The 24132-nt window shown below is 69.1% G+C and carries 23 protein-coding genes; 5 read left to right on the forward strand and 18 right to left on the reverse strand.

Going from position 1 to position 24132, the window contains the following annotated elements; translation table 11 throughout:
- The first annotated feature begins 12 nt into the window (after positions 1-12).
- On the forward strand, positions 13-1563 hold the full coding sequence (locus AB4070_RS11785; protein WP_441980258.1) for a chaplin family protein: 1551 nt from the start codon (positions 13-15) through the stop codon (positions 1561-1563).
- 248 nt (positions 1564-1811) lie between these two features.
- Here the strand turns inward: AB4070_RS11785 and AB4070_RS11790 are convergent, their stop codons facing one another.
- On the reverse strand, positions 1812-2219 hold the full coding sequence (locus AB4070_RS11790) for a hypothetical protein (RefSeq protein ID WP_441980259.1): 408 nt from the start codon (positions 2217-2219) through the stop codon (positions 1812-1814).
- Between the two features lie 174 nt (positions 2220-2393).
- The gene (locus tag AB4070_RS11795; RefSeq protein ID WP_441980260.1) at positions 2394-4529 is read right to left on the reverse strand and encodes a CapA family protein; all 2136 of its coding nucleotides are present in this window, start codon (positions 4527-4529) and stop codon (positions 2394-2396) included.
- A 370-nt stretch (positions 4530-4899) separates the two neighbouring features.
- Between AB4070_RS11795 and AB4070_RS11800 the strand changes: the two genes are divergently transcribed.
- A complete protein-coding gene (locus AB4070_RS11800) occupies positions 4900-8574 on the forward strand; it encodes an efflux RND transporter permease subunit (RefSeq protein ID WP_441980261.1) in 3675 nt (1224 codons plus the stop codon).
- A 13-nt stretch (positions 8575-8587) separates the two neighbouring features.
- On the opposite strand, the gene AB4070_RS11805 is transcribed toward AB4070_RS11800, so the two are convergent.
- Positions 8588-9328, reverse strand: coding sequence for an alpha/beta fold hydrolase (locus tag AB4070_RS11805; RefSeq protein WP_441980262.1), 741 nt, complete (start codon positions 9326-9328; stop codon positions 8588-8590).
- A 73-nt stretch (positions 9329-9401) separates the two neighbouring features.
- On the opposite strand from AB4070_RS11805, the gene AB4070_RS11810 reads away from it, so the two are divergent.
- On the forward strand, positions 9402-10100 hold the full coding sequence (locus AB4070_RS11810) for a helix-turn-helix transcriptional regulator (RefSeq protein WP_441980263.1): 699 nt from the start codon (positions 9402-9404) through the stop codon (positions 10098-10100).
- Between the two features lie 68 nt (positions 10101-10168).
- Here the strand turns inward: AB4070_RS11810 and rplI are convergent, their stop codons facing one another.
- The 4 genes from rplI to rpsF are packed head-to-tail and all read right to left on the reverse strand — an operon-like array spanning position 10169 to position 11833.
- On the reverse strand, positions 10169-10621 hold the full coding sequence (gene rplI / locus AB4070_RS11815) for a 50S ribosomal protein L9 (RefSeq protein WP_045262454.1): 453 nt from the start codon (positions 10619-10621) through the stop codon (positions 10169-10171).
- Between the two features lie 11 nt (positions 10622-10632).
- On the reverse strand, positions 10633-10887 hold the full coding sequence (rpsR, locus tag AB4070_RS11820; RefSeq protein WP_017829850.1) for a 30S ribosomal protein S18: 255 nt from the start codon (positions 10885-10887) through the stop codon (positions 10633-10635).
- A gap of 56 nt (positions 10888-10943) precedes the next feature.
- On the reverse strand, positions 10944-11459 hold the full coding sequence (locus AB4070_RS11825; RefSeq protein ID WP_021201451.1) for a single-stranded DNA-binding protein: 516 nt from the start codon (positions 11457-11459) through the stop codon (positions 10944-10946).
- Positions 11460-11464: 5 nt separating this feature from the next.
- Positions 11465-11833 carry a 30S ribosomal protein S6 gene (gene rpsF / locus AB4070_RS11830; protein ID WP_021201450.1) on the reverse strand — a complete coding sequence of 123 codons (369 nt, stop codon included), beginning with the start codon at positions 11831-11833 and terminating at the stop codon, positions 11465-11467.
- Positions 11834-12088: 255 nt separating this feature from the next.
- Between rpsF and AB4070_RS11835 the strand changes: the two genes are divergently transcribed.
- Positions 12089-12793: a hypothetical protein gene (locus AB4070_RS11835; protein ID WP_441980264.1), complete on the forward strand. Its 705-nt coding sequence runs from the start codon at positions 12089-12091 to the stop codon at positions 12791-12793.
- Positions 12794-12906: 113 nt separating this feature from the next.
- Here AB4070_RS11835 and AB4070_RS11840 read toward each other — a convergent pair whose 3' ends face one another.
- The 8 genes from AB4070_RS11840 to AB4070_RS11875 form a co-directional block, all read right to left on the reverse strand.
- On the reverse strand, positions 12907-13935 hold the full coding sequence (locus AB4070_RS11840; RefSeq protein ID WP_441980265.1) for a FecCD family ABC transporter permease: 1029 nt from the start codon (positions 13933-13935) through the stop codon (positions 12907-12909).
- A complete protein-coding gene (locus AB4070_RS11845) occupies positions 13932-14963 on the reverse strand; it encodes a FecCD family ABC transporter permease (RefSeq protein WP_441980266.1) in 1032 nt (343 codons plus the stop codon). The genes AB4070_RS11840 and AB4070_RS11845 overlap by 4 nt, the downstream gene beginning before the upstream one ends.
- Entirely contained in the window at positions 14960-16000 is a 1041-nt protein-coding gene (locus AB4070_RS11850) for an ABC transporter substrate-binding protein (RefSeq protein ID WP_441980267.1), read from the reverse strand. The genes AB4070_RS11845 and AB4070_RS11850 overlap by 4 nt, the downstream gene beginning before the upstream one ends.
- Positions 16001-16162: 162 nt before the next feature.
- Complete coding sequence (locus AB4070_RS11855; RefSeq protein WP_441980268.1) at positions 16163-17002, reverse strand: ABC transporter ATP-binding protein; 840 nt, start codon at positions 17000-17002, stop codon at positions 16163-16165.
- Positions 16995-17804: an ABC transporter ATP-binding protein gene (locus tag AB4070_RS11860; RefSeq protein WP_441980269.1), complete on the reverse strand. Its 810-nt coding sequence runs from the start codon at positions 17802-17804 to the stop codon at positions 16995-16997. Before AB4070_RS11860 ends, AB4070_RS11855 begins: the two co-directional genes overlap by 8 nt.
- On the reverse strand, positions 17801-18712 hold the full coding sequence (locus AB4070_RS11865) for an ABC transporter permease (RefSeq protein ID WP_017203805.1): 912 nt from the start codon (positions 18710-18712) through the stop codon (positions 17801-17803). Before AB4070_RS11865 ends, AB4070_RS11860 begins: the two co-directional genes overlap by 4 nt.
- Positions 18709-19770 carry an ABC transporter permease gene (locus tag AB4070_RS11870; RefSeq protein WP_058631931.1) on the reverse strand — a complete coding sequence of 354 codons (1062 nt, stop codon included), beginning with the start codon at positions 19768-19770 and terminating at the stop codon, positions 18709-18711. The genes AB4070_RS11865 and AB4070_RS11870 overlap by 4 nt, the downstream gene beginning before the upstream one ends.
- An 11-nt stretch (positions 19771-19781) precedes the next feature.
- A complete protein-coding gene (locus tag AB4070_RS11875) occupies positions 19782-21365 on the reverse strand; it encodes an ABC transporter substrate-binding protein (RefSeq protein WP_441980270.1) in 1584 nt (527 codons plus the stop codon).
- 150 nt (positions 21366-21515) lie between these two features.
- Here AB4070_RS11875 and AB4070_RS11880 point away from each other — a divergent pair, with 150 nt between their 5' ends.
- A complete protein-coding gene (locus tag AB4070_RS11880; protein WP_319031352.1) occupies positions 21516-22106 on the forward strand; it encodes an Lrp/AsnC family transcriptional regulator in 591 nt (196 codons plus the stop codon).
- Positions 22107-22112: 6 nt separating this feature from the next.
- Here the strand turns inward: AB4070_RS11880 and AB4070_RS11885 are convergent, their stop codons facing one another.
- Genes AB4070_RS11885 through AB4070_RS11895 form a run of 3 tightly spaced genes read right to left on the reverse strand, consistent with a single transcriptional unit; the run spans position 22113 to position 24087 of the window.
- Positions 22113-22469: a hypothetical protein gene (locus AB4070_RS11885; protein WP_441980271.1), complete on the reverse strand. Its 357-nt coding sequence runs from the start codon at positions 22467-22469 to the stop codon at positions 22113-22115.
- Positions 22470-22492: 23 nt separating this feature from the next.
- Positions 22493-23098, reverse strand: coding sequence for a GNAT family N-acetyltransferase (locus tag AB4070_RS11890; RefSeq protein ID WP_441980272.1), 606 nt, complete (start codon positions 23096-23098; stop codon positions 22493-22495).
- The gene (locus AB4070_RS11895) at positions 23095-24087 is read right to left on the reverse strand and encodes a hypothetical protein (RefSeq protein ID WP_441980273.1); all 993 of its coding nucleotides are present in this window, start codon (positions 24085-24087) and stop codon (positions 23095-23097) included. The genes AB4070_RS11890 and AB4070_RS11895 overlap by 4 nt, the downstream gene beginning before the upstream one ends.
- Positions 24088-24132 lie beyond the last annotated feature (45 nt).

Raw genomic sequence — 24132 nt, forward strand, 5'->3', positions numbered from 1 at the left:
AGGAGAACCATCATGCGTACTTCCTTGAAGCGGGCCCTCTGGGGCACGCTCATCGCCGGGGGCATCACGCTCTTCGGCGCGACGGTCGCGAATGCAGCCGAGACGACCGGAGACGACGGACTGCTCTCCGGCACCCAGGCGGAGACGGCGATCACCGCCCCGGTGTCCGTCGTGAACAACGCCATCTCGGTGTTGAGCGACGCCGTCGTGTCGACCCCGCCAGCCCCCGCGCCGGCACCGGCTCCGGCACCGGCTCCGGCACCCGCACCCGCACCTGCACCCGCACCTGCACCCGCCCCGGCACCTGCCGAGACGAGCGGCGCGTCGGGGACGGCGTCCGGTACCCAGGCCGCCGTCACCGTCAACCTCCCCGTGACCGTGTCGAACAACGCCGTGAGCGTGACCGACACGTCGACGACCAGCGCCCCGGCCGGGACTCCCCAGAGCTCGGCTCCCCAGACCGGCACATCGGCCGGGGCGCCTCTCGTGACCACGAACGGCATGGACGGAGTGCTCTCGGGCACCCAGGCACTGCTCGCGGTCAGCGCACCGATCACCGTGACGGGCAACGCCCTGTCGGTTATCGGCGACACCGAGAGCACGGCTCCGACCGGGCAGGGCACCGCAGCACCGGCGCCCTCCCCGACCGGATCGACGACGTCCGGTGAGGACGGCGTCGGCAGCGGCACACAGGTCATCGCTCCCGTCACGGCACCGGTCACGGTGTCGGGCAACGCGATCTCGCTGCTCGGCGACACGAGCTCGACGGGCGTCGGCACCGCCGGTCCGGCAGGCTCGTCCGCTCCCGCCACGTCGGCTGGCACCTCGGGTGACGACGCGATCCTCGGCGGCACGCAGGCGACCGCGCCCGTCACGGCACCCGTCACGGTGTCGGGCAACGCGATCTCCCTGCTCGGCGACTCCTCGGCCACGGGCAGCGGAGCGGCTGCGACCGCATCCCCCGGTCCCGCGACCGGAGGCAACACCACCACCGGAACCGACAGCGTCCTCGGCGGCACCCAGATCACCGCACCCGTCACCGCCCCCATCGGCGTGACCGGCAACGCGATCTCCGTCCTCGACGACGCCACCGTCACCCGCACCGGAACCGGCGGGACCACGACACCCGCCCCGGCCACCGGCGGCAACACCACCACCGGAACCGACGGCATCCTCGGCGGCACCCAGCTGGCGCTGCCGGTCAACCTGCCGATCACACTCGGTGGCAACGCCATCTCCGTGATCGGCGAGGCCACGGTGACCGACCCGGGAACGGGAACGGACCCGGGCACCGACCCCGGAACGGATCCGGGAACGGATCCGGGGACAGACCCCGGCACGAACCCCGGCACCAACCCCGGTACGAACCCGGGTACGAACCCCGGCACCCCGACCGCCGGGACCTCCGGAGCCGCTTTCGCCTCGGGCGCAGCGACCACCGGCCAGGCCCACGGGCTCGCGATGACGGGTGGAGCGCCCGTTGACGGACTGATCGCCCTCGCCGCGATCCTGCTTCTCCTCGGAGGCGCGGGACTGCTGCGACGCCGCCGGCTGACGGCGTAGCGATGACGCCGGCGGTGCGCTCGTCCTCGGGGGAGGAGACCCGCATCGCCGGTGCGCCGCTGCGTCAACCCCATACGTCGACGGAGTCGTAGCCCCCAGCTCACACCGTCGTTCGACGCCGGCGCAGAAGGGCGGATGCCCCGTGGAAACCCCACCCACGGGGCATCCGTCGCGCCCGGAAGTCCGTCATCGGCGCACTGGCCGGGAGTACGGATGCCCGGGCAGTTCATGCGCTCTGGCGCGACGCTTCAGAGCAGGGCGCCCAGTCGACGAGCGAGGACGTCGGCCTGCTGCTCCGCGATCTCGTCAACACCCGGTTCGTCCGGCTCGAAGCCGCTGACACCCGCGTGCATGAGCACGCGCGCCTGGGCGGGGCGCCGGAGCTGATCGAACGACATGGGCAGGGCGGTGCAGCGGGAGTCTCCGCTCAACAGATGCGCGAGTTCGTGGACGACCACATGCAACCGATACCAGCGCGGGTCGGAAGCCCGGACGGGGATCCTGGCGCGATCACCCTCCACCAGTACGTGCCTGGGGGTCGCCTGCCATTCCGCCTCCCCGAGAACCTGCACTTCGATATCGATTCCCATCATGGCGGAGACCCGATCCGTGACGCACTGCACGCTCGCCCCGCACTCGACCTCCAACTCATCCATAAGCCGATCCGCTGGGCTTCGACCACTCACGATTTCCCTCACCCCTCGCAATGCCCGGCCCCCTTTCGACCGAGCAACCCTCACACTGAGAGATGGAGCGGGAGGTCGGATCATTACGCCGAACCGGGGAGACTTTCGTCCAATCTTCGACGACCTTCGGCCAGGCTCGACGCGCTATGACACCCGGAGCACGCCGTCCTCGTCGATGAGCGCCGCCGTGTCGGGGAAGTCACGCCGACTCCGCTCGTTGATCAGGTCGGTCGCCCGACCGGTCGAGTCGGGATGAGGCGCGCCACCGTCGAACTCGAACCGCACGGGTCGCACCCGCCCCGTCACGAGGCTGCCGTCCGCCCGCAGCCGGACGGAGAGATAGGCGCCGTAGCGAGTCTCCTCCTCAGCGCCGAACACTCCCCCGCCCCCGAAGTTGCCCAGGCTGTACGCGATCAGACGCCCGCGGTAGAGCTCTGCCCCGCGGAGCACATGCGGGCCGTGTCCGATCACCAGGTCGGCGCCCGCGTCCACGGCCGCGTGCGCGAACGCGATCGGGTCCCCCCTGTTCTCGCCGTACATGAACTCGGTGCCCGGGGTCACCGCGTCGGCGCCGGGGCCCTCCGCCCCCATATGGGCATGCACCACCACGATGTCGGCCTGCGCCGCAGCAGCGCGAACCAGCTGCCGCACGTGCCGCAGGTCGGTGATGCGGTTGAAGCCGCTGTAGGGCGCGAATCCGACCATCGCCACCGAGGTGCTCCCCACGCGGGTGACGACGATCTCGTCGCGCTCCCCCACAGCGTCGATCCCCACGGCACGCAGAAGCGTCCTCGTCTCGTCGAAACCCGTCCTGCCGTAGTCGTGGCTGTGGTTGTTGGCCTGGTTGAGCAGGTCGAAGCCCTGCAGGTGGGCGGCGGCATCGGGATCACTCCGGAACGCCAGGCAGCTCGCACTGCGACCGCACTTGTCGTACCCGGTCTCCGCACTGATCGCCTGTTCGAGGTTCCCCGTGACGATGTCCTCCGTGAACCACGGCCGGACATCGTCGAAGTACGCCCGGCCGCGATCATCCGGCACGGCGTGCTGCGCGTCGTACAGGAGGATGTCCCCGACCGCTCCGATGCTCACCTCCCCCGAGCGCGTCGCAGAGGAAGCCCCCGCCTCTGACGTACGCGCCGGGAATGCCGCGGCCGCGCTCAGCCCGACGGCGATGGCGACGAGCACCAGCACCGCCACCGGAGTGCGCCAGGGGATGCGCGGGCGAGCGGCACCACTCCTCCGGTCGGGCTGCCACCGGGGAAGGTCCCAGAGCCAGGACAGCCCATCGCGCTCGGTGAGCCGCGCGAGGAAGACGCAGGCCGCCACGAGTGCACCCGTCAGCAACGGCGGGAGCACCAGCGCGCCCACGAGTTGCGCGGCGTTCCCCGCGTCGGACAGGGGCCCGACCAGTGCGGCATCCGCGAGCACGAGGAGCGGCATGTGGAGGAGGTAGACCGGGAGGGTGCGGGGCCCCAGCCAAGTCAGCCCTCTCCCCAGCAACGGCACCCCCGGGAGGAGGGTCGCGACGGCGAGACCCATCGCCACTCCGACGACCGACACGGCCGGCCAGACGCCGGGTACCTGCTCCGCGCCCGTCACCCGCATCACGGCGTAGGCGGCAAGGTAGGCGAGCAGGAGCACCCCTGCCGCGAGACGCCGCGGCCGTGCCGTGAAGCGACCGATCCGAGGCGCGAGATAGGCCCCGACCAGGAAGAACAGCAGGTTGTAGAGGAGCGAGCCTCGATTGCTCACCACGTCGACCACGCCGGCGGCGACCGTGACAGACAGCGCAGATGCGGCGACCAGGAGCATCCAGCGCGGAAGACGCTGCAGCCCCTTGGCCACGAGGAAGTACAGCGCGAGCGCATAGAGGTACCAGGTGTTCGGCGGGCTGATCGTCACCCCTTCGACGAACTCGGACACGCTCCGGGGAACGAAGGTGGGGAAGTCGGGGAACGCCCACATCGCGACCATGTGGATGAGTGTCCACACCAGATAGAGGTAGAGGAAGCGCACGACCCGAGGTCGCCACACGGCAGCCCATGGCCGCGCGAGCGCGCCGGCGGCGAAGTAGCCGGAGACGAGCAGGAACAACGGCATCAGGAACGGCCAGATGAGATCGCTCGCGAGTCCCCAGACACCGGGGATCGGGATGCCGATGCGCCAATCGACCTGCAGGTACGTCTTCAGCACGACGTGCCAGAAGACCACCAGGACGATCAGCAGACCCTTCGCGGCATCTCCCCACGCCGCCCGCGGTGGCGACGAGACCGCGGTCACGCGCGGAGGCCGGTTCGGCGACGAGACGCGGGGTTCAGCAGGAGAGCACTCATGTCTTCGAGCCAATCGCAGCCGATGTTGCGGGAGCGTATGCAGAACCGCATACGCTCCCGCAACCGTGCTGTTCCCGGCCGACCATCGTCCCGCGGGATGACCGCTATCAGCCCTCGGGGGGATGTCCCGGCGCGGTCGACCCGGCAGGCTCGAAGCATCGACCGTGTCGCCGCTGCGCAGTCGCCTCTCATCGATCTGTGCAGGAACCGGGCGGGAACCGGTACGGCCCGATGACTGGCGCCTGCGCGCCGGCCGCACCCGCCGCGCGTCCGCCTGTCCGTCCGTCGCGCCTCACACGAAAGCACGCCACCGCGCCATGTCGTTCCTCACCCGCAGCAGCCTCAAGAACCGCCTCATCCTCTCGCTCGCGACGCTCGCGATCGTCGCCCTCGGGCTGATATCGATGAACTCGCTCAAGCAGGAGCTGATGCCGTCGCTGCAGGCGCCCATGGCGTTCATCTCGGCGCAGTCGCAGGGCCTTGCTCCCGAGGAGATGGCGAGCACGATCACCGAGCCTCTGGAGCAGGCGGTCCGCGCCGTACCCGGCGTGACCAGCGTCACCTCGACGACGGCGACCGGCGACGCGCAGGTCCTCGTCGAGTGGACCTTCGGCGAAGACGATGAGGAGACGTTGCGCACCATCCGCAGCGCGGCGGAGTCCCTGAAGCCCGGTTTCCCCTCCGGCACCGAGGTCAATGTGGCCTCCGGAGGCGCGGGAGACCTGCCGGCGATGGTGCTGAGCGCGGGGACCGGCGGCGACCAGGAGGCATTCGGGGATGCCCTGCAGCAGACCGTCGTCCCGGCGCTGAAGAGCGTCTCGGGTGTTCGCGACGTCACGCTCGCCGGTCAGGAGACGCAGCGCATCACGATCGACCTCCGCACCGCAGACGTCACGCGCCTCAAGGTCGAGCCCTCCACACTCGGACCGCTCCTGGAGGCCCACGGAGCGGCGCTCCCCGCCGGTCAGGCGGATTCGGCCGAGGGCCCGCTCTCCATCACCGTCGGATCCCGGCTGGCGACCCTGGAGGACATCCAGACGCTCTCCGTCCCCACCCCCGACGGCGCGGTCGCGGTGGCCGACTTCGCCGATGTCTCGATCGAGACGGTTCCGGCGCAGACCATCTCGCGCGTCAACGGCAAGCCCTCCCTCACACTCCAGGTCATCCCCTCGCAGGGCGCCAACGTCGTCGACGTCTCGCACGGCGTGAACGCCGAGCTCGACCGGCTCGCACCGATCCTGGACGCCGAGTTCGTCACCATCTTCGACCAGGCACCCTACATCGAGCAGTCGATCCACGACCTCTCCGTGGAAGGCGGTCTCGGCCTGCTCTTCGCGGTGCTCGTGATCCTCGCCTTCCTGCGCTCATGGCGCTCGACGGTCATCGCGGCGGTCTCGATCCCGCTGTCGCTGCTCATCACTCTCGTGGGCCTGTGGTGGAGCGGCAACACTCTCAACATCCTGACCCTCGGCGCTCTCACGATCGCGATCGGACGCGTGGTCGACGACTCCATCGTCGTGATCGAGAACATCTCCCGGCGGCGCGGTGATGGTCCGCTCACGATCGACGGCATCGTCGCATCCGTGCGGCAGGTCGCCGGTGCCATCACCGCATCGACGCTCACCACCGTCGCGGTCTTCCTTCCGATCGCGTTCGTCTCCGGTATCGCCGGTCAGTTGTTCCGCCCGTTCGCGGTCACCGTCTCGATCGCCCTGCTCGCCTCGCTCGTGGTGTCGCTCACCATCGTGCCCGTGCTCGCCTCGTGGTTCTTGAACAAGGCACCCCGGCACCGGACTTCGACCCCCGCGGAGGCGCAGCCCTCGTCGGAGGCGTCTGGCGAGGACGGGAGTCCTACCGCCGGGGTGGGTGCGCCGGTAGCGCTCGGGACGGCCTCCGCCGTCGCCGAGCCCGCCCGTGAGAGCGAGATCCCGTCTGAGCTCGACGAGATCCACTCCGCTCCGGATCGCCTGCAGCGCACATTCATGCCGGCCTTGAACGCGACCCGTCGACACCCGGTGATCACGCTCGTCGCCTCCGCCCTGCTGCTCGTCGTGACGCTGGGTATGACCCCGTTCATCCAGACGGACTTCCTCGGATCGTCCGGCCAGGCGAGCCTCCAGGTCGTGCAGACTCCGCCGAAGGAGGCCACGACCGATCTGGTCGCCGCGGCGGAACCCGTCGAGAAGGCGCTCGGGAAGATCGACGGCATCGCCGACATCACCACGTCGATCCCGGTGCCGACCCCCGGCACTCCCACCTCGATCACCTACGACCTCCGCGTGGAGGATGGCGCCGAGGTCGCGGACGTCGAAGCACAGGTGCAGAAGGCCCTCGACGGGCTACCCGACAGCGGAGAGATCGAGCTCGCCGCGCAGGACGCCTCCCTCGCGGGGGCGAGTGACGGCATCGCCCTCCAGATCCAGGGCAACGACCCCACCGCGCTGCGGACGGCGAGCGACCTGCTCGAGAAGCAGCTGGCCGACGCCGACGGAGTGCGCTCCGTGAAGAGCGAGCTGTCCGGTGAGCAGCCGGTGCTGCGCGTGAAGGTCGACGAGCCGCTGGCCACGCGCCTCGGATTCGACCGCACCATGATCGCCAAGGCCGTTCAGGAGGCGCTCTCCGGAATCACGGTCGGCACCCTCATGTACGAGGGCCAGGAGCGCGACATCGTCGTGCGCACGCCGGGATCGGCACGCACGGCCGACAAGCTCGGTGAGATCATGCTTCCGGTCACGCCCCAGCAGACTGCCGAAGCGCAGAAAGCGGCAGCGGACGCCCTCCAGGCCAAGGCCGATGCGAAGGCGAACGAGGCCAAGGTCAAGGCGGAGAACGAACTCAACTCGCAGATCAACACCGCCACGAAGCAGCGCGCGGAGATGGCCGGTCAGATCGGCGCCCTCAACCGGCAGCTGGCCGAGCTGTCGGCAGCACCCATCGTGCCGGCGGATCCGCTGAGCCCGGACGACGAGGCCATGCTCAAGGCGCAGACGGAGCGTGCAGAGCAGCTCGCCGCGCTCCAGGGTGCGATCGAGGGCGCGCAGTCCGGGATACAGGCCGCCGACGAGCAGATCAAGGCCCTGCGTCAGAGCCGCTCCGACGCCGCGGCCCAGCAGGCCGAGGCCGAGGCCGCCGAGGCCGAGCAGAAGGCGGCGGCCGAGGTCACCGGCACCGCGATCCCGCTCGCCGCGATCGCCACGGTCGAGGAGGAGCTCACGGCTCCGACCATCACACGCGCCGATGGAGAGCGCCAGGTCACGCTCACGGTGACGCCGGAGAAGGGCGGGCTGTCCGCCGCCGGACTGGCCATCGACAGAGCCATCGCCGAGACCGACCTGCCGGCGGGTGTCACCTTCGAACAGGGCGGCGCCTCGGCGCAGCAGGACGAGGCGTTCAGCCAGCTCGGTCTGGCGATGCTCGGCGCCATCGTGCTCGTGCTGCTGGTGATGGTGGCGACGTTCCGCAACTTCCGCGGACCGCTCGTGCTGCTCATCTCGATCCCGTTCGCGGCGACCGGGGCGATCCTCGGGCTGCTCCTCACCGGCACTCCGATGGGTCTGCCCGCTCTGATCGGACTGCTGATGCTGATCGGCATCGTCGTGACGAACGCGATCGTGCTCATGGACCTGGTGAACCGCCTCCGCGAGGCGGGCGCGAGCCTCGACGACGCCGTGGAGCACGGCACCCGTCTGCGCCTTCGTCCGATCCTGATGACGGCGGCCGCCACGGTGTTCGCCCTGATCCCGATGTCCCTCGGGTTGACCGGCGGTGGGGTGTTCATCTCGAAGCCCCTCGCGATCGTGGTGATCGGCGGGCTCGTGTCTTCGACGCTGCTCACGCTCGTGCTCGTGCCGATCCTCTACACGCTGGTGGAGCGCCGCCGGGACCGCCGGATCGCGAAGCGCGCGGAGCGACGCGCACGACGCGAGGAACGCCGTGCCGCGGCAGCCGAGACACCGACCGACATCTTCGAGGTCGCGGCCGAGCGCGAGTGACGCTCCGACTCGATCAGCTGGTCCGGGCGGCCGCCGCCCGGACCAGATCGGCGAGGTCGCCCGGCCTGCTCCACAGGGGCCAGTGCCCCGTGGGGAGGTCGATCATGTCGACATCCTTCAGATGGGCGACCTCCGCGAACATCGGGTGACCCGCGTCAGCCAGCTCCCGCACCTGACCGCTTCGGATCGAGCAGCACACCAGGGTGGTGGGTACGGCACGACGGTCGTCGTTCACGAGCTCGACGGGCTGGCGCAGCACGGGGCCCGGCTCGGGGACGGCCCGTTCACGGAAGCGGGCGAGCAGCTCTGGGCTCAGTCCTTCCAGGCTCGCCTGCTGCCCGAGCACGTCGAAGGGCGGAAGGGGAAGCTCGACCACTTCCGGCGGCAGGTCGGGGGCGAAGACACTCCCGGACGCGACCGGTCCCGAGTCGACCCAGACGACGCGCGCGACCAGCTCAGAGTGCCGATCGAGGATCAGGCTGACCGGAGCATTCGCACCGCTGTGCGCGACGATCACTGCGCGCCGTTGCGCCGACACCCCGAGTCGGACGAGCTCTTCGCGAATCGCCTCCGTCTGGTCGTCGAGGGTCCTCGCGGAGCGGTCGGGGTCGTCCGCGTCGAGGCCGGGCAGCGTCATCGCGGACGCGCGAATGACGTCATCGTCCAGGTGCAGGAGGACCTCGTCCCACGCCCACGCCCCCAGCCAATGTCCGGCGATGAAAAGGATGGTCGGGCTGCTCGTGGTGTGTGTCATGCCACCAGCCTGCGCTGCACGGCAGACAGGTGTGTGTCACCATCTATGTCATGAATTCTGTGATGGTCCACCCGTGAAGCGTGCGGAGCGCCTGCATGCCCTGTCCGAGATGCTGCGCCGCAGCGGTTCGCGGGGCGTGTCGGCCGAGCGTCTGGCGCGCGAGTTCGAGGTCTCCGTGCGCACCGTCAAGCGCGACCTGGCCGCTCTCGGGCGCAGCGGCGCGCCGCTGTGGTCACGACCCGGCCCGGGTGGGGGCTACGGACTCGCGGCGGGCGCATCTCTGCCACCCGTGACCCTCTCCCCCGCGCAGGCCGTGGCCCTGATGGCGGCCGTGTCGGCGAGCCCGGATGCTCCGTACGGCGATCTGGCCGCAGCCGCCGTGAGCAAGATCATCGACGTCCTCGACCCGCGCACCCGCGCCGGTGCCGACGAGCTCGCCCACCGCGTCTGGGTCGACGCACCCCCGTCGCCGTCGCGCGCGGTCCGGTCGGCGCTGGAGGAGGCGATGTCCGAGCAGCGTGTCGTGCGCATCCGCTACACCTCGGGGGACGGCATCACGACCACCCGAGATGTCGAACCCGTATTGTTCGCCTCCACAGGCGGGCGGTGGTACCTGGTCGGCTGGTGTCGACTGCGCGATGCCATGCGGTGGTTCGCCGTCTCGCGCGTCGAGCGGGCCAGCGTGACAGCGGCGGCCTGCACCGGCCACACCGTCGACGAGGTCGGGGAGCCCCCGGCGAATGCCAGACCCGTGCATGGCCGCGACCTCTGAGGCGGCCTCATCGCCGAGGATGCAGAAAGCCCCCCGTCCCGAAGGACAGGGGGCTTTGCCGCGTGTGCTTACTTGGCGGCGATGACCTGCAGCGTGATGACTGCGGTGACATCGTCGTGCAGACGCACGGTCGCCTCGTGCTCACCGGTCACCTTGATGGGCGACGGGATGTGCACCTTGCGCTTGTCGATCGAACCCAGGCCGGCGGCTGCGACAGCATCCGCGACGTGGTCGGTCTTGACGGAGCCGAAGAGACGACCCTCCTTGCCGGCCTTGACCGTGAGGCGCACCTTGGTGCCCTCGAGGGCGTTCTTCAGTGCGACAGCGTCGTCACGATCGTGGATCGCGCGTGCCTGACGCGCGGCCTGGATCGAAGCGACCTGCTTTTCGCCACCGCGGGTCCACGCCGTAGCGAAGCCCTGCGGGATGAGGAAGTTACGGGCGTACCCGTTCTTGACCTCGACCACGTCACCGGCGCTACCGAGCCCGGCGACCTCGTTCGTGAGAATCAGCTTTGCCATCTCGATACCCCTTACCGGCCGGCGCCAGCGTAGGGCAGGAGCGCCATTTCGCGCGCGTTCTTGATCGCCGTGGCGATCAGACGCTGCTCCTGCACCGAGACACCGGTGATACGACGGGCACGGATCTTGCCGCGCTCCGAGACGAACTTGCGAAGGGTGGCGACATCCTTGTAATCGATGACACCGACCCGGATGGACTTCGCGGGAGCGGTGGGCTTGCCACCCTTCCGCGGCTTGCGGCGGTCGCCGCTCGACTTTCCAGCCATAGTTTTTCCTTAGTGATGAGCGGATGCCGGCCGTGCGGGCCGGATCCAGAAGTTGTTCAGAACGGGGTGTCGTCGCCGAAGCTGCCCGGAGTGCTCCAGGCATCCGCGCTGGTCGACGAGCCGGGCGTGGACCACGGCTCCTCCGACACCTGCTGCTGCGCGGGGCGAGACTGTCCACCGCCACCGGCACCGCCGGCACCGCCGGTCGAGGCCGCACGGGTGACCTGCGCGGTCGCGTACCGCAGCGAGGGGCCGATCTCGTCGACCTCCAGCTCGATCGCGGTGCGCTGGTTGCCCTCGCGGTCCTGGTAGGAGCGCTGACGCAGACGGCCCTGCGCGATGACGCGCATGCCCTTCGTCAGCGAACCCGCCACGTGCTCGGCGAACTCGCGCCAGACGGATGCACGGAGGAACAGCGCGTCGCCGTCCTTCCACTCATTCGCGGCACGGTCGAAGTTCCGAGGTGTCGATGCGATGGTGAAGTTCGCCACCGGCAGCCCGTTCTGCGTGTAGCGCAGCTCGGGGTCGGCCGTGAGGTTTCCCACCACGGTGATGACGGTTTCGCCGGCCATGAGACTTAGGCCTTCGCAGCCTTGGCGGCCTTGCGGGCAGCCTTCTCTTCGGAGCGCTTGGCCTCGGAAGCGATCATCGCCTGAGCCTCTTCAGCGCGGAGCACCTTGGTGCGCATGATCTGCTCGTTCAGCTTCAGCTGACGGTCGAGCTCCTGCGTGGCGGCGCTGGTCGCGGTGAAGTTGACGACGGCGTAGATGCCCTCGGTCTTCTTCTGGATCTCGTAGGCGAGACGGCGCTTGCCCCAGATGTCGACGTTCTCGATAGAGCCACCATCGTTGGTGATGACCTTCAGGAACTTGTCGAGCGTAGGTGCGACCTGGCGCTCGTCGATCTCGGGGGTCAGAATGACCATGAGTTCGTACTGGTGCGTCACTTACCCACCTCCTTCGGACTAGAACGGCTCTCGGGAATTTCCCGGGAGCAGGAGGGTGTGTGCACGTGCCCGCCTCTGGAATCCCGAATGGACGCCGCAAGGCAGACAACCTCGACAGTCTAGCGGAAGAGCGGTGCGGGCGCGAACAAGACCCCGACACAGCGGTCGGTGGTGACGGGAACGCCTGGGGTGTTTGGCATGCTGGAAAGAGTGCCCGATGACGGTCATCGGGCACTCGACCAGAGGGGGGACGCGATGCGCGTCAACAAATGGGGGGTCGGCGTCGTGCTCGCCGCCGCCGTGCTGCTCACCGGATGCACCGGAAGCGGTTCGGACTCGACCGCCGAGAAGAAGCCCAGCGCCGGGGCCTCGCAGGAGGCGGAAGCACCGCAGACGGACTGCCCCGAGTTGAAGGAGGGCGCGACCATCGACGGTGCCACCCTCGCGGAGTGCGTCACGGCCGCGATGACCGACACCGCCGGCTTCTCGGCGAAGATGACGACCCTGGGCATGGAGTCGACCACGCGCTACAACCCCGCCGACGACGCGGTCGAGACCACCACCACGTTCGGGTCGGTCATCGTGATCGGCGATGACGCATGGGTCAAGTCCGCGACGGGCGAGTGGCAGGTCGCCGACGAGAACTCGACCGACCAGGAGATCAGCACGCTCAGCACGGCCGCGAAGGCCGTCGACGCGTCCGACCCGATGGGCGTGGCCGACACGCTCTCCGGCGAGTACACCGTCACCGGCAAGGGCACGCGTCTGGGCCAGGACGTGTTCCTCCTCACCGGCACCTCGGAGGCGCAGGGCACCAGCGTCGCGATGGTCTTCGAGGTCACGAGCGATTACGCGGTGCTCGCCGCCAACGCCTCCACCGAGGTCGAGGGCCAGAAGATCGAGAGCATTCAGGAAGTCACCGAGTGGGACGTGAAGCAGGACATCGTCGCACCACTCTGACATCCGCAGGGCCGCCGGCGAAAACGGAGACGATCCCTTCTCAGCGCGGAGTGTCACACCTCGACACTCCGCAGGCGGAAGGAGTCGTCTCCGTTTCGGCAGGAGGATGCGAGTCAGTAGCGCCGCCGAGCAGTACGCACGACGAGGAAGACCAGATACACACCACCGAGCACGAGGGTGACCACGCCGACGGGCAGGGCATGCTTGGGCACGAGGTTCTGCCCGATGATGTCGGCGACCGAGAGCAGCATGGCACCCATGAGCGCGGTCGCCACGAGATGCGCTGTTCCGCTCTTGACCACGAGGCGCGCCAGATGCGGCGCCGCGAGTGAGACGAACGCGATCGGTCCGATCACGGCGGTGACCACACCGGTGAGGCCGACGGCGATCGCCACGAGCCCGATCTTGGCCAGGCCCATGCGTCCACCGAGACTGGTGCCCAGTTCGTCACCGAGCTCGATGAGCCACAGCCCGCGTCGGGCGAGGACGACCAGCAGCATCAGCACCGTCACCACGATGATCGGCACAGTCGCCTGCTGCCATCCGACCCCGTTCAGCGATCCGGCATCCCAGATCGCCGCGGAGACGGCGACCTCGAGTCGGGCGCGCAGCAGCATCCAGGAGTTCAGGGCGGCGAGCACGGCGCTCACTCCGATGCCGACGATCACGATGCGATACCCCAGGGCGCCACGACCGGCGATCAGCAGCGCGACCAGAGCGGCCGTGGCGAAGCCGCCGAGGATCGCGCCGATCGCGACCGCAGCGCCCGATCCGCTGCCGCTGGTCATCACCACCAGGGCACCCGTGTAGGCGCCGGTCGTCAATCCGATCACGTCGGGACTTCCGAGGGGGTTGCGTGTGATGGTCTGGAAGACCGTTCCGGAGAGCGCGAGCGCCGCCCCGAAGAACACCGCGGCGAGCGCGCGCGGAAGCCGCCAGTCGACCACGACCATGCGGATGCCGCCCTGCGTCTCGAACAGGGATTGGATCACACGGATCGGCGAGAGCACGGTGTCGCCGATGGACAGGCTCGCGAGGAACGAGGCCAGCAGGGCGGCCACGAGAATGCCCATCGCCCAGCGTCCGCGTCGGCCGAGGGTGCGACGTGCGCGGCGGATGTCGGTGCGGGTCGAGACGTTCACATCTGCACCGGATTCCTGCGGCGGCCCACCCAGATCAGGAACGGCGCGGCGACGAACGCCATGACGATGCCGACCGGCACCTCCTGCGGCGCGATGATGACCCGACCGATGACGTCGCCGAGCACGACGACGATCGCACCGATGACGGCGGCGAGCGGGACGACCGCCTTCTGGGCCGGCCCGACGATACCGCGTGCGATATGCGGAGCTGCAAGGCCAAGGAAGGCGACCGGTCCGGCAACCGCCGTCGCGGTGCCTGCCAGCAGCGTCACAGCTCCTATCGATCCGACGCGGAGCAGGCCGATCTTCACGCCGAGCGCTGCCGCGGTGTCGTCACCGAGGGCGATCAGATCAAGGCTCCTCGTCATCAGCTGGGCCAGCACCAGGCCGATCGCGATCGCGGGACCGGCGACCAGGAGGATCGAGAGTTCGCGCCCCGCGAGCGCCCCGGACTCCCAGCTGCGCATCTGCAGGAAAGCCGTCGGATTGAGCAGCACGAGTGCGGTCGTGATGCCGGCGAGCACCGCCGTGAGCGCGACACCGGAGAGCACCAGCGTCACAGGGCTGCCCCCGCCCGCTGCTCCGAGCAGAACGACTCCGACGGTCGCGATCAGGGCGCCGACGAGGGCGAAGGCCATGAGCTGTGGGAAGGCGTTTATACCGAGCGCCGCGACGGCGATCGCGACTGCGACCGATGCACCGGCATTGACGCCGAGGAGCCCGGGATCGGCCAGCGCGTTGCGGGTCAGCCCCTGCATGATGGCGCCGGCCGCGCCGAGCGCGAGCCCGACGACGATCCCGAGCACGGTGCGCGGGATGCGCGATTCGCGCACGACGAGCTGCAGGTCACTCCCGTCGTACCGGAAGATCGTGTCGAGCACGGTGTCGAGCCCGACGTACTTCGTGCCGACCGTCAACCCGACGACGGCCGCAACGAGAAGAGCGAGCACGGAGAGCACGACGACGAGCGCGGTCCGCCCGGCGGAGAGCCGGCGCGGACCGCGGTTCGTGCGCGTGCTGAGGGTCACTCCGCGGTTCGGGCGGGCCCGTTCCCGGCGACGGCATCCGCGAGCGCCGGCACGAGGGCGTCGAGCACGTACGGGAGACTGAGCGGAGAGGTGAAGTAGATCGCGCCGGCGGTGACTCCGTCGGTGTAGACGACCGAGTTGTTCTTCATGGCGTCGATCGCGGTGACGAAGGCCTCGCCCTCGAGCGCCGTGATATCGTCGTCCGACTCGGTACCCCAGATCAGCACGTCGGCGGCGTTGAGCACGTCGAGGTTCTCGACCGGGATGTAGGCCTGGCCACCCGAGGCATCCTTCGGCGCGTACGCATCGATGTCCGACGGGACCGTGAAGCCCAGACCGGTGAGGAAGTCAGTGCTGAGGCCGTCCTGATAGGCGATCGCGGCGCCGTCGTAGATGGCGTTCTGCAGGAAGACGATCGACTTCCCGGCGAACTCGGGGTTGGCGGCCGCGGCGTCGGCGAACTTCGCGTCGATGTCGTCGACGAGCTTCTGCGCCTCGTCCTTCATCCCCACGGCCTCGCCGATCTGCAGGGTCTGCACATCCCACGGCTCGAAGTACATCGAGTAGTCGCCCGAGTGGGCGACCGTGGGGGCGATGTCGGACAGGCGGTCGTAGTCCTCCTCCGTCAGCCCGGCGTTCGTCCCGATGATGAGGTCGGGATCGAGCAGCGCGATGGCCTCGAAGTCCAGGCCGTCGCTGGTCGTGAGCACCTCGGGCTCGGAGTCGCCTCGCGCCTCGTCGGCCCAGGGCCAGGACGCGAAGTCGTAGTCTCCGTACCAATCGGTCACGCCGACGGGCTCGAGTCCGAGCGCCCAGAGGGTGTCCTGCTCGGTGTAGCCCACCGAGACGATGCGCTGCGGCTGCTCAGAGACCGTGGTCTCGCCGTAGGCGTGCTCGACCGTGACGGGGAAGGCGCCAGGGTCGCCGGCGGGGGTGTTTCCCGTGCCGTCGGCGGCGGGGGCGCAGGAGGTGAGAGCGGCCACCGAGACGGTGACGGCGACGAGGGCGGCGAGCGCCTTCAAGCGGGTGAGAGGCATGGGGGCACCGTTCCGAGCTGTAAGGGTTGCCTAAGCTTACCCAGCACCGCCACTCGGAGCGCAAGCGAAAACGGAGACGATCCCCTCTCAGCGCGGAGTGTCGTACCTCGACACTCCGCCTGCGGCAGGGGTCGTCTCCGTTTCGGCAGGAGCCGCCGCGGGTCAGTACGCGACCGGGGGAACCTCCGCCCACACCGTGCGGTCGTCGACAGTGGGGGCGGCGGGGATGCGTCCGGCGCCGTCGGGCTCGGGGATAGCAGCCAGGAGCGCCTGCGTGTAGGGATGCTGCGGAGCGGCCCAGAGCTGATCCGTCGGACCCGACTCCAGCACGCGACCGCCGAACATCACGAAGGTGCGGTCGGCGATGCGGCGCACCACGGCGAGGTCGTGCGAGATGAACAGCATGCCCGCACCCGACTCGGCCACCAGGTCGCGCATCAGGCCGGCGACACTCGTCTGGGTCGACGCATCGAGCGCCGAGATCGGCTCGTCGGCCACGAGCAGCGACGGTCGGGCCGCCAGCGCCCTGGCGATCGCGATGCGCTGCTTCTGCCCGCCGGAGAACTGATGAGGGAAGCGGGTGCTCACGTTCGTCGGCAGCCCGACGCGCTCGAGCCACTCGTCGACGGTGGATCCTTCGGCACCTCGTGCCCGTGCCGTCGCGATACCGTCCGCGATCTGGTCTCCGACACGGCGTCGGGGATTCAGCGACGTCGCCGGATCCTGGAAGACCATCTGGATGCCGGTGAGGGCGAGCGAGCGACGGCGGATGCCGAGCGGCGAGACGGGTGCTTCGCGGAAGAGAACCGTCCCCGCAGCGGTCTTCTCGATGCCGACGACGGCACGGGCGAGGCTGGACTTGCCACTGCCGGACTCGCCGACGAGCGCGACGGTCTCCCCGGCGGCGACGCTGATCGACACCCCGTTCACGGCGATCACCGGCGGGTTGCCCGGGTAGCGCACGACCACGTCCTGCGCGTCGAGGACTGCGACCTCACTCATCTGCGGCCTGCCCTTCCGGTGCCTCATCGATGCGCGAACCCGGCAGGGCCGCGAGCAGCATACGCGTGTACTCGTGCTGCGGATCGCGGAACAGCGTCTCGCGGTCGGCGAGCTCCACGATCCGACCGTCCTTCATCACGGCCACCGTGTCGGCGATCGCGCTCATCACGCCCAGGTCGTGGGTCACGAGCAGTACGGCGAGGTTCCGCTCCACGGCGAGGTCTCGCAGCAGCTGAAGGATCCCCGCCTGCACCGTCACGTCGAGCGCGGTGGTCGGCTCATCCGCCAGCAACACCTCGGGGTCGCAGGCGAGGGCACAGGCGATCGCGATGCGCTGCCGTTGTCCGCCCGAGAACTGGTGCGGGTAGCGCTTCAGCGCCTCCGTCGGATTGGGCACCTGCACGGTCTCGAGCAGTTCGACGGCGCGTTCCCGTGCCGCCGCACCCTTGAGTCCGAGATGCACGCGCATGTGGTCGGTGAGTTGACGACCGACGGGCAGCTGCGGGTGCAACGACGCCGACGGATCCTGGAACACCATGGCGATGCGCGCGCCGCGCACCCGGTTGAGGGAACGACGTTTCAGACCGACGAGCTCTTCGCCGCCGAGCAGGATCGAACCACCGGTCTTCGCCTGACGAGGGAGCAGCCCCAGCACGGCGAGCGACGTGAGGGTCTTTCCCGACCCGGATTCGCCGGCGAGGCCGTGGATGCGTCCGGCCTCGAGCTCGAGGGAGACGCCCTTCACGAGGGGCCGCCCGATGTCGATCGTCAGCTCGCGGATACTCAGTGCTGAGGCGCTCATGCGGCCACCCCCGTCGCCGAGGCCTTGTGCTCTGCAGCCTTCTCGTGCGTGATCTCGGCGGTCGGGTCGAGCACGTCGCGCATCGCATCTCCGAGGAAGTTGAACGCGAGCACCACCGTGAGGATCGCGAGACCGGGGAAGACTCCGAGCCACCAGGCATCGAAGTTCTGCATCGCGCCGGAGATCATCGACCCCCACTCGGCTGTCGGCGGCTGCGCGCCCAGACCGAGGAAGGAAAGTCCGGAGAGGAGCAGGATCGCCGCACCGATGTCGAGCGTCGCGAGCACCAGGACCGGGCCGGCGATGTTCGGGAGGATGTCGACGAACAGCGTGCGCGCCGGCGAGTGCCCGAGCAGGCGACCGGCGATCACGTAGTTCTGTCCGCGCAGGCCCAGCACGATGCTGCGCGTGACGCGGGAGTACTGCGGCCACGACACCACGATCGCCGCGATCACCGCATTGAACAGCGACGGCCCGAGCGAGGCGGCGACCACCATCGCGAGGATCACGGTCGGGAACGCCATGAACAGGTCGGTGATGCGCATGAGGGTCTCGTCGACCCAGCCGCCGAAGTATCCGGCGAGCGCACCGATGAGCGTGCCGATGATCATGGCGGCGATCACGAGCATGAGCGCGAGCGGCAGGCTCACGGTGGCGCCGGTCATCAGACGCGAGAAGATGTCGCGCCCGTTGCCGTCGGTGCCGAGGAGCGTGTCGATGCCCGGCGCCTGCAGTCGAGGGAGCACCTGCGCGTTCGGCGGGTACGGCACCCACCACTGCGCGGTGAAGGCGACGATGATCCACGCGCCGGCGATCACGGTGCCGATGATGCCGAGCGGGGTGCGCCAGGCACGCGGCCAGCGGAAACGGAAGCGTCCGGCGGGGGTCGCTGCGGCGATGCGGCTCATGCGATCCTCACTCTCGGGTCGAGCACGCCGTACAGCAGGTCGACGATGAAGTTGATGAGGAGGTAGATGACTCCGACCACGAGGCCGACGCCCATGATGCCGGGCAGGTCGAGGTTCGCGGCGGAGTTGTAGGCGTACGTACCCAGTCCCGGCCAGGCGAACACCGACTCGACGAGCACCGTGCCGGAGAGCAGGGCCCCGAACGCGACACCCACGACGGTGAGGATCGGCAGCGAGGCGCCGCGCAGCACGTAGTCGAGGATCACACGCATGGCCGGGAGTCCCTTGGCGCGGGCCGCGCGTACGTAGTCACTGCCGAGCACCTCGAGCACCGAGGTGCGGATGAAGCGGGTCAGCAGTCCGATGGTCACGAGTGAGAGCACCATGACCGGAAGAGCGAGATGCGCGAGGGCGTCGAAGAAGCCGACGGCGTCTCCGTTGAGGAGGTAGTCGACCGTGTAGAGCCCGGTGACGCGGGGCGGCGGGGTGATCGACGGCGAGATGCGGCCGGAACCCGGAGCGATGCGCAGCTCCAGGAAGAACACGTAGAAGCTGACCAGCGCCAGCCAGAAGGTCGGGACGCTGAGGCCGACGAGCGTCACGACGCGGATGACCTGGTCGGTGACGAGTCCGCGGCGATAGGCCGCAAGGGTGCCGAGCACGATGCTGACCGCGAGACTGACGATGATCGCGCCGATCGCGATCTCGATCGTCGCGGGAACGGCCGTGGCGAGGTCGCTGGTGACCGGGCGTCCGGTCACCAGCGACGTGCCGAGGTCTCCGCGGAGGAGGTTCCCCATGTAGATGAAGTACTGCACGAACAGTGGCTGGTCGAGTCCGTTCGCCTTGATGAACGCCTCGCGCGTCGCGGGGTTCTGCGATGCGCCCTCACCGAGTGCGGCCGAGACCGGGTCTCCCGGCACCAGGTTGGTGAGCGCGAAGGTGACGATCGTCACGCCCACCAGCAGGAGCAGGGAGGTGCCGGCCCGCCGCAGCAGGTACCCGACGAGAGGCGAGCGGCGCCGCTGCGCCTGCCTCTGCACGGCCACTGTCGTCATGAGTCGTCCGATCAGCCGGCGGGCGTGATCTCGGCGATGTCCATCTCCCACACGGAGTTGTACACGGCGCCCTTCACGCTGTCGGCAGACGAGATGTTGCGACCGGGGACGATGAGCGGGACGAAGGGACCCTCGGCCTGCATCGCCTCGGCGAACGCGGTGAACGCGGACGTGCGCTGCTCGGAGTCGGTCGCTGCGGCAGCACCGGCGGCGATGCCCGCGATCTCCGGGTTGGCCTCGGCCGCCCAGCCGGCGCGGAGGCCGACCTTCAGACCCGGGGCGAAGGGCAGGAAGTTCGCCGAGTCGGCGTAGTCCGGGCCCCAGAACCACAGGCCGAAGCCCTCGGTGCCGTTGACGTAGGCGTCGAGCTCGGTCGCGAACGGCGCGGGGGCCAGGTCGACCGTGATGCCGGCGTCTTCAAGCTGTGCCTGCACACGCTCGGCGAGGGGGGTGAACTCCACGCCGCCGACCGGGTAGTCGTTCGGGAACTGCAGCTTGAGCGTCTGACCCGTGTATCCGGCCTCGGCGAGTGCCGCCTTGGCCTTGGTGAGGTCCTGCTTCACACCGCTGTCGAGCGCGCCCTCGAAGCCGGGAGGGATGACGCCGGTCGCCTGGACGGAGCCGGCACCGGCCAGCTCCAGCAGCGCGTCGTAGTCGAGCGCGTAGCGGATGGCCTCGGCGATCTTGACGTTCGCCAGGTCGCCGCCGGCGGCACCCTGGTTCAGCAGCAGGAAGATGGTCTGACCGGAAGGCACCGAGTCGACGGTGATGTCGTCGCCGAGACCGGCGACCTGGTCGCCGTTCAGGTCCATCGCGACCATCGAGTCGCCGCCCTTGAGGTTGGCGAGCTGCGTCGCACTCTCGGAGACGTTGCGCACGACCACGCGCTTGTAGTCCGTCGCCTCGTCGCCGTTGTACTCGTCGTTCTTGGTGAGCACGACCTGCGAGCTGAGGTCGAGGGTGTCGAGGACGAACGGTCCGGAGCCGGCGGATGCGCCGTCGAGGAACTTCTGCGCCGAGTCGGTGCCGTCGGTCGCGCCGCCGTTCTCGATCACGACGTCGGAGTTGACGATGCCGAGCGCCGGGTTCGCGAGGATCGCGGGCAGCTGCAGCAACGGGGTCTCGGACGTGAACGTGATCGTCTTGTCGTCGACCTCGGTGATGGTCAGGCCGCCGAGGAGGAAGTTCGGCTTGGCGTCTTCCATGCCCTGGATGCGCTGCAGCGAGAACACGACGTCCTTCGCCTCGATGGGCGAACCGTCGGAGAAGACGCGGTCGCCCTCGAGGGTGAAGGTGAACTCGGTCGCCTCGTCGTTCTGCTCCCACGACGCGAGGCCCGGAACCGGGGTGGAGACGTCGGAGCCCTCGAAGTCGACGAGGGTCTCGTAGAGCGCCTTGGCGATCATGTTGCCGGTCGGGTCGTAGGTGTGACCCGGGTCGGTCGTCTCGATCGAGAACGCGGTGTCGATGACGAGGGAGTCGGAGCCCTGGGAAGACCCGCCGTTGCTCGCCGAGTTCCCTCCCGAGCAACCTGCGAGCGCGAGGAGCGCGACGGCTCCGAGCGCGATGACCGGCGTGATACGGCGTGACGACATGAGGGCCTCCAAGGGCGAGGAGTACATTCGGGTGAGCCGCCACCGATGTGGACGACCGTGGATCAGATTCGCATCATATGCGACGATGTGTCCAGCAAGAGCGGGTCACCTCGGCACGCTCTGTCCAGAACCTCGATTGTGGGTAACAATATGTCCAGCAAGAATGCGGAAGAGTCGAAGCATTCTGGACGAAGTGCCGCACCCTTGGACGAGACGGCGTACAGAATCCTCGAAGTGCTCCGTGATAACGGTCGTGTCTCGATCGCCGCCCTCGCCGACAAGGTCGGCATCTCTCGCGCGAACGCCTATACCCGCGTCGAGTCGCTCGTGCATGACGGGGTGATCACCGGGTTCAGCGCGCGCGTCGACCAGGCGAAGGCCGGTCTCTCGATCGGGGCGCTCGTGTTCGTCACGGTGATGCCGCAGGCATGGGCGTCGTTCCGCGAGCGCGTGACGGAGATGCCGGACGTCGAATGGTGTGCCATCACGACGGGCGAGCACGATGCGATGCTGCTCATCCGGGCCGTCGACGTCAGCGGCGTGCACGAGTTCTCCACCGGGGTGATCGCCCAGCTGCCAGAGGTGCGTACGGTGGTCAGCGTCGTCGTGCTCGACGAGGTGATCCGTCGGCCCTACCTGCTGCCGGCCGATCTGCCGGAGCGCAGCAGCGTCACCGCACCCCTGGGCATGACGCGGTGGACGCCGGCCTCGCCGGGGCGTGACACGCTTCCGCCACGCTGACCCGGGTCAGGCCGAGATCTCCTCGCACACGCTCAGCTGCGGCAGTCCGTGCATCTCGTAGTGCTCGACGAGGCGGATGCCGCCGTCGTCGGTCAGCTCCAGCTCGCTCTCGCCGTCGCCGGTCACGACCGTGCCGTCGCTCTTGAGCACGTGCACGAACGACACCCAGATCGTGTCGCCGGTGCGGGTGCCGACGAACTTGCCGAAGGTGACCGTGTCGCCCTCGTACCCGCCCCAGATCGCGCCGTCGCGCTCGAAGTACTCGAAGATGCTCGGGGAATCCGGGTCGACCGCCGAGGTCGTGGACGACACCATCCGGAATCGGCGGCCGTCGAGGGAGGGGAGGGTTGCAGTCGCAGTCACATCCTCGATTATGGAGGATGCCGTCAGGCGTCGGCCGCCGCGGAGCGCTCGCGCGACTCGTGCTCGAGCAGCGCGTAGACGAGCAGCGTCGTCCACTCGCCCTTGAACCACTCGCTCTCCACCAGCCGTGCCTCTCGCTGGAATCCGAGCCTTTCCGCCACACGAGCGGACGATGTGTTGCGCTCGTCCATCCGCGCGACGATGCGGTGCAGACCGAGCCCGTCGAAGCCGAGGGCGAGCAGGGCGCGGACCGCTTCGGTCGCGTAGCCTCGCCCGGCGGCGCGCGGGTCGAAGATGTACCCGACCTCGCCGGATCGGTCGGTCTCGCTGCGCCAGAAGAGCACGACGTCTCCGATGAGCGACCCCGTGTCGCGCTCCTCGACCGCGAGACACACGGCATCGCCCTCGGCCGCGAATCGCGTGTTCGCCCAGGTGGTGGCGATGCGCTGCTCGACGTCGGCGAGGTTCAGCGGTGGGTAGGGCACATAGCGCACGGCGTCCGGATCCGACTTGTACGCGTGCATCGCGACCGCATCCGAGGGTGCGATCGGGCGCAGGAGCAAGCGGTCCGTGACGATCGGGTACTCGGGGTCGTGCCCCACCGGCGGCACGGTCGATCCGGTCGTCATTCGAGGTCCAAGGAGAGCAGACCGGGCACCTGGGCGGTCCTGGCACGCACCACGAACAGCAGGTCGTCGTACTCCGGCACGATCTCCACCCGGGAGGACGCCAGCAGGTGGGTGGCGGTCCCGCCACCGGCGCGCTGCAGTCGGAGCCGTCTCACCGGATAGGCGGGCGGAGTGAGCCAGATGCGATCGAGGTGCGCGTACGGGGTGTCGACGTCGTCGATCCGGATGCCCTGGACGCCGACGGAGACCTGCGTGGGGATCGAACGCACCACGCGTCGGCGCTGCAGCGCTCCGATCCCGAAACCGACGGCGGCGAGCGCGGCGAACGGCGCGAGCAGGATGAGGGCGGAGAGCTCGCCCTCGAGGAATCCGGGAACGGCGGCGAGCAGGCCCGCACCGACCGCGATCACGAGGAAGACGACCGCGGCGATCGTGATCCGGGTGGCGAGGCGCCGCTCCCCGGTGCCGTCGACGGTGAACTGCGTCGGCAGCTGCGACACCGCCCGCGCCGCAGCGACCGGATCGTCGAAGACGGGCAGCGCTATCGGATTCAGCGTCGCCATGAGCTCGTTGAACATCGTCCGCGAGTACCCCGGCAGCTCGATCGTGATCTCACGGCCGCCCGTCTGCACGATCAGAGCGCGCGTCGTGCCGCTCGGGAGTCCGTTGGTCCGATGCTCGGTGATCTTGGAGCGGAACTGCGTCGACGCACGCGCGAACGTCTCGCGATTGCCCGCCTTCCCGATCTCGACCGCATCGGGGCGCACGACGATCCGGATGTTGCGGAACCAGAAGAACCCGGCGAACACCGCCACGGTGAGAGCGATCGCGACGACGAGCACCACCACGCCGCGGGTGGAGATGTTCATGGTGCCCGGCAGGAACTTCGGCAGCACGAAGAGCGTCGCCGCCGACAGTGCAGCGGAGAGCAGGATCGCGCCTATGGCTGAGCGCAGCGGGTTCCTGCGGAACACTCGTTCACCAGACATCGCTTCAGCCTGATCCAGCATTTCGAACTCTCCCCATGACGGTCG

The organism is Microbacterium sp. 2RAF4 (assembly GCF_052115285.1).
Taxonomy (GTDB): domain Bacteria; phylum Actinomycetota; class Actinomycetes; order Actinomycetales; family Microbacteriaceae; genus Microbacterium; species Microbacterium oxydans.

Excerpts from the sequence above, each read along its gene's own strand:
- AB4070_RS11865 (WP_017203805.1), bottom strand. The coding sequence starts at position 18,712 with ATGAGCCGCATCGCCGCAGCGACCCCCGCCGGACGCTTCCGTTTCCGC.
- AB4070_RS11825 (WP_021201451.1), bottom strand. The coding sequence starts at position 11,459 with ATGGCCGGCGAAACCGTCATCACCGTGGTGGGAAACCTCACGGCCGAC.
- rplI (WP_045262454.1), bottom strand. The coding sequence starts at position 10,621 with ATGGCAAAGCTGATTCTCACGAACGAGGTCGCCGGGCTCGGTAGCGCC.
- AB4070_RS11835 (WP_441980264.1), top strand. The coding sequence starts at position 12,089 with ATGCGCGTCAACAAATGGGGGGTCGGCGTCGTGCTCGCCGCCGCCGTG.
- AB4070_RS11850 (WP_441980267.1), bottom strand. The coding sequence starts at position 16,000 with ATGCCTCTCACCCGCTTGAAGGCGCTCGCCGCCCTCGTCGCCGTCACC.
- rpsR (WP_017829850.1), bottom strand. The coding sequence starts at position 10,887 with ATGGCTGGAAAGTCGAGCGGCGACCGCCGCAAGCCGCGGAAGGGTGGC.
- AB4070_RS11855 (WP_441980268.1), bottom strand. The coding sequence starts at position 17,002 with ATGAGTGAGGTCGCAGTCCTCGACGCGCAGGACGTGGTCGTGCGCTAC.
- AB4070_RS11895 (WP_441980273.1), bottom strand. The coding sequence starts at position 24,087 with ATGTCTGGTGAACGAGTGTTCCGCAGGAACCCGCTGCGCTCAGCCATA.
- AB4070_RS11870 (WP_058631931.1), bottom strand. The coding sequence starts at position 19,770 with ATGACGACAGTGGCCGTGCAGAGGCAGGCGCAGCGGCGCCGCTCGCCT.
- AB4070_RS11790 (WP_441980259.1), bottom strand. The coding sequence starts at position 2,219 with ATGGATGAGTTGGAGGTCGAGTGCGGGGCGAGCGTGCAGTGCGTCACG.
- AB4070_RS11880 (WP_319031352.1), top strand. The coding sequence starts at position 21,516 with ATGTCCAGCAAGAATGCGGAAGAGTCGAAGCATTCTGGACGAAGTGCC.
- AB4070_RS11805 (WP_441980262.1), bottom strand. The coding sequence starts at position 9,328 with ATGACACACACCACGAGCAGCCCGACCATCCTTTTCATCGCCGGACAT.
- AB4070_RS11875 (WP_441980270.1), bottom strand. The coding sequence starts at position 21,365 with ATGTCGTCACGCCGTATCACGCCGGTCATCGCGCTCGGAGCCGTCGCG.
- AB4070_RS11800 (WP_441980261.1), top strand. The coding sequence starts at position 4,900 with ATGTCGTTCCTCACCCGCAGCAGCCTCAAGAACCGCCTCATCCTCTCG.
- AB4070_RS11890 (WP_441980272.1), bottom strand. The coding sequence starts at position 23,098 with ATGACGACCGGATCGACCGTGCCGCCGGTGGGGCACGACCCCGAGTAC.
- AB4070_RS11860 (WP_441980269.1), bottom strand. The coding sequence starts at position 17,804 with ATGAGCGCCTCAGCACTGAGTATCCGCGAGCTGACGATCGACATCGGG.
- AB4070_RS11785 (WP_441980258.1), top strand. The coding sequence starts at position 13 with ATGCGTACTTCCTTGAAGCGGGCCCTCTGGGGCACGCTCATCGCCGGG.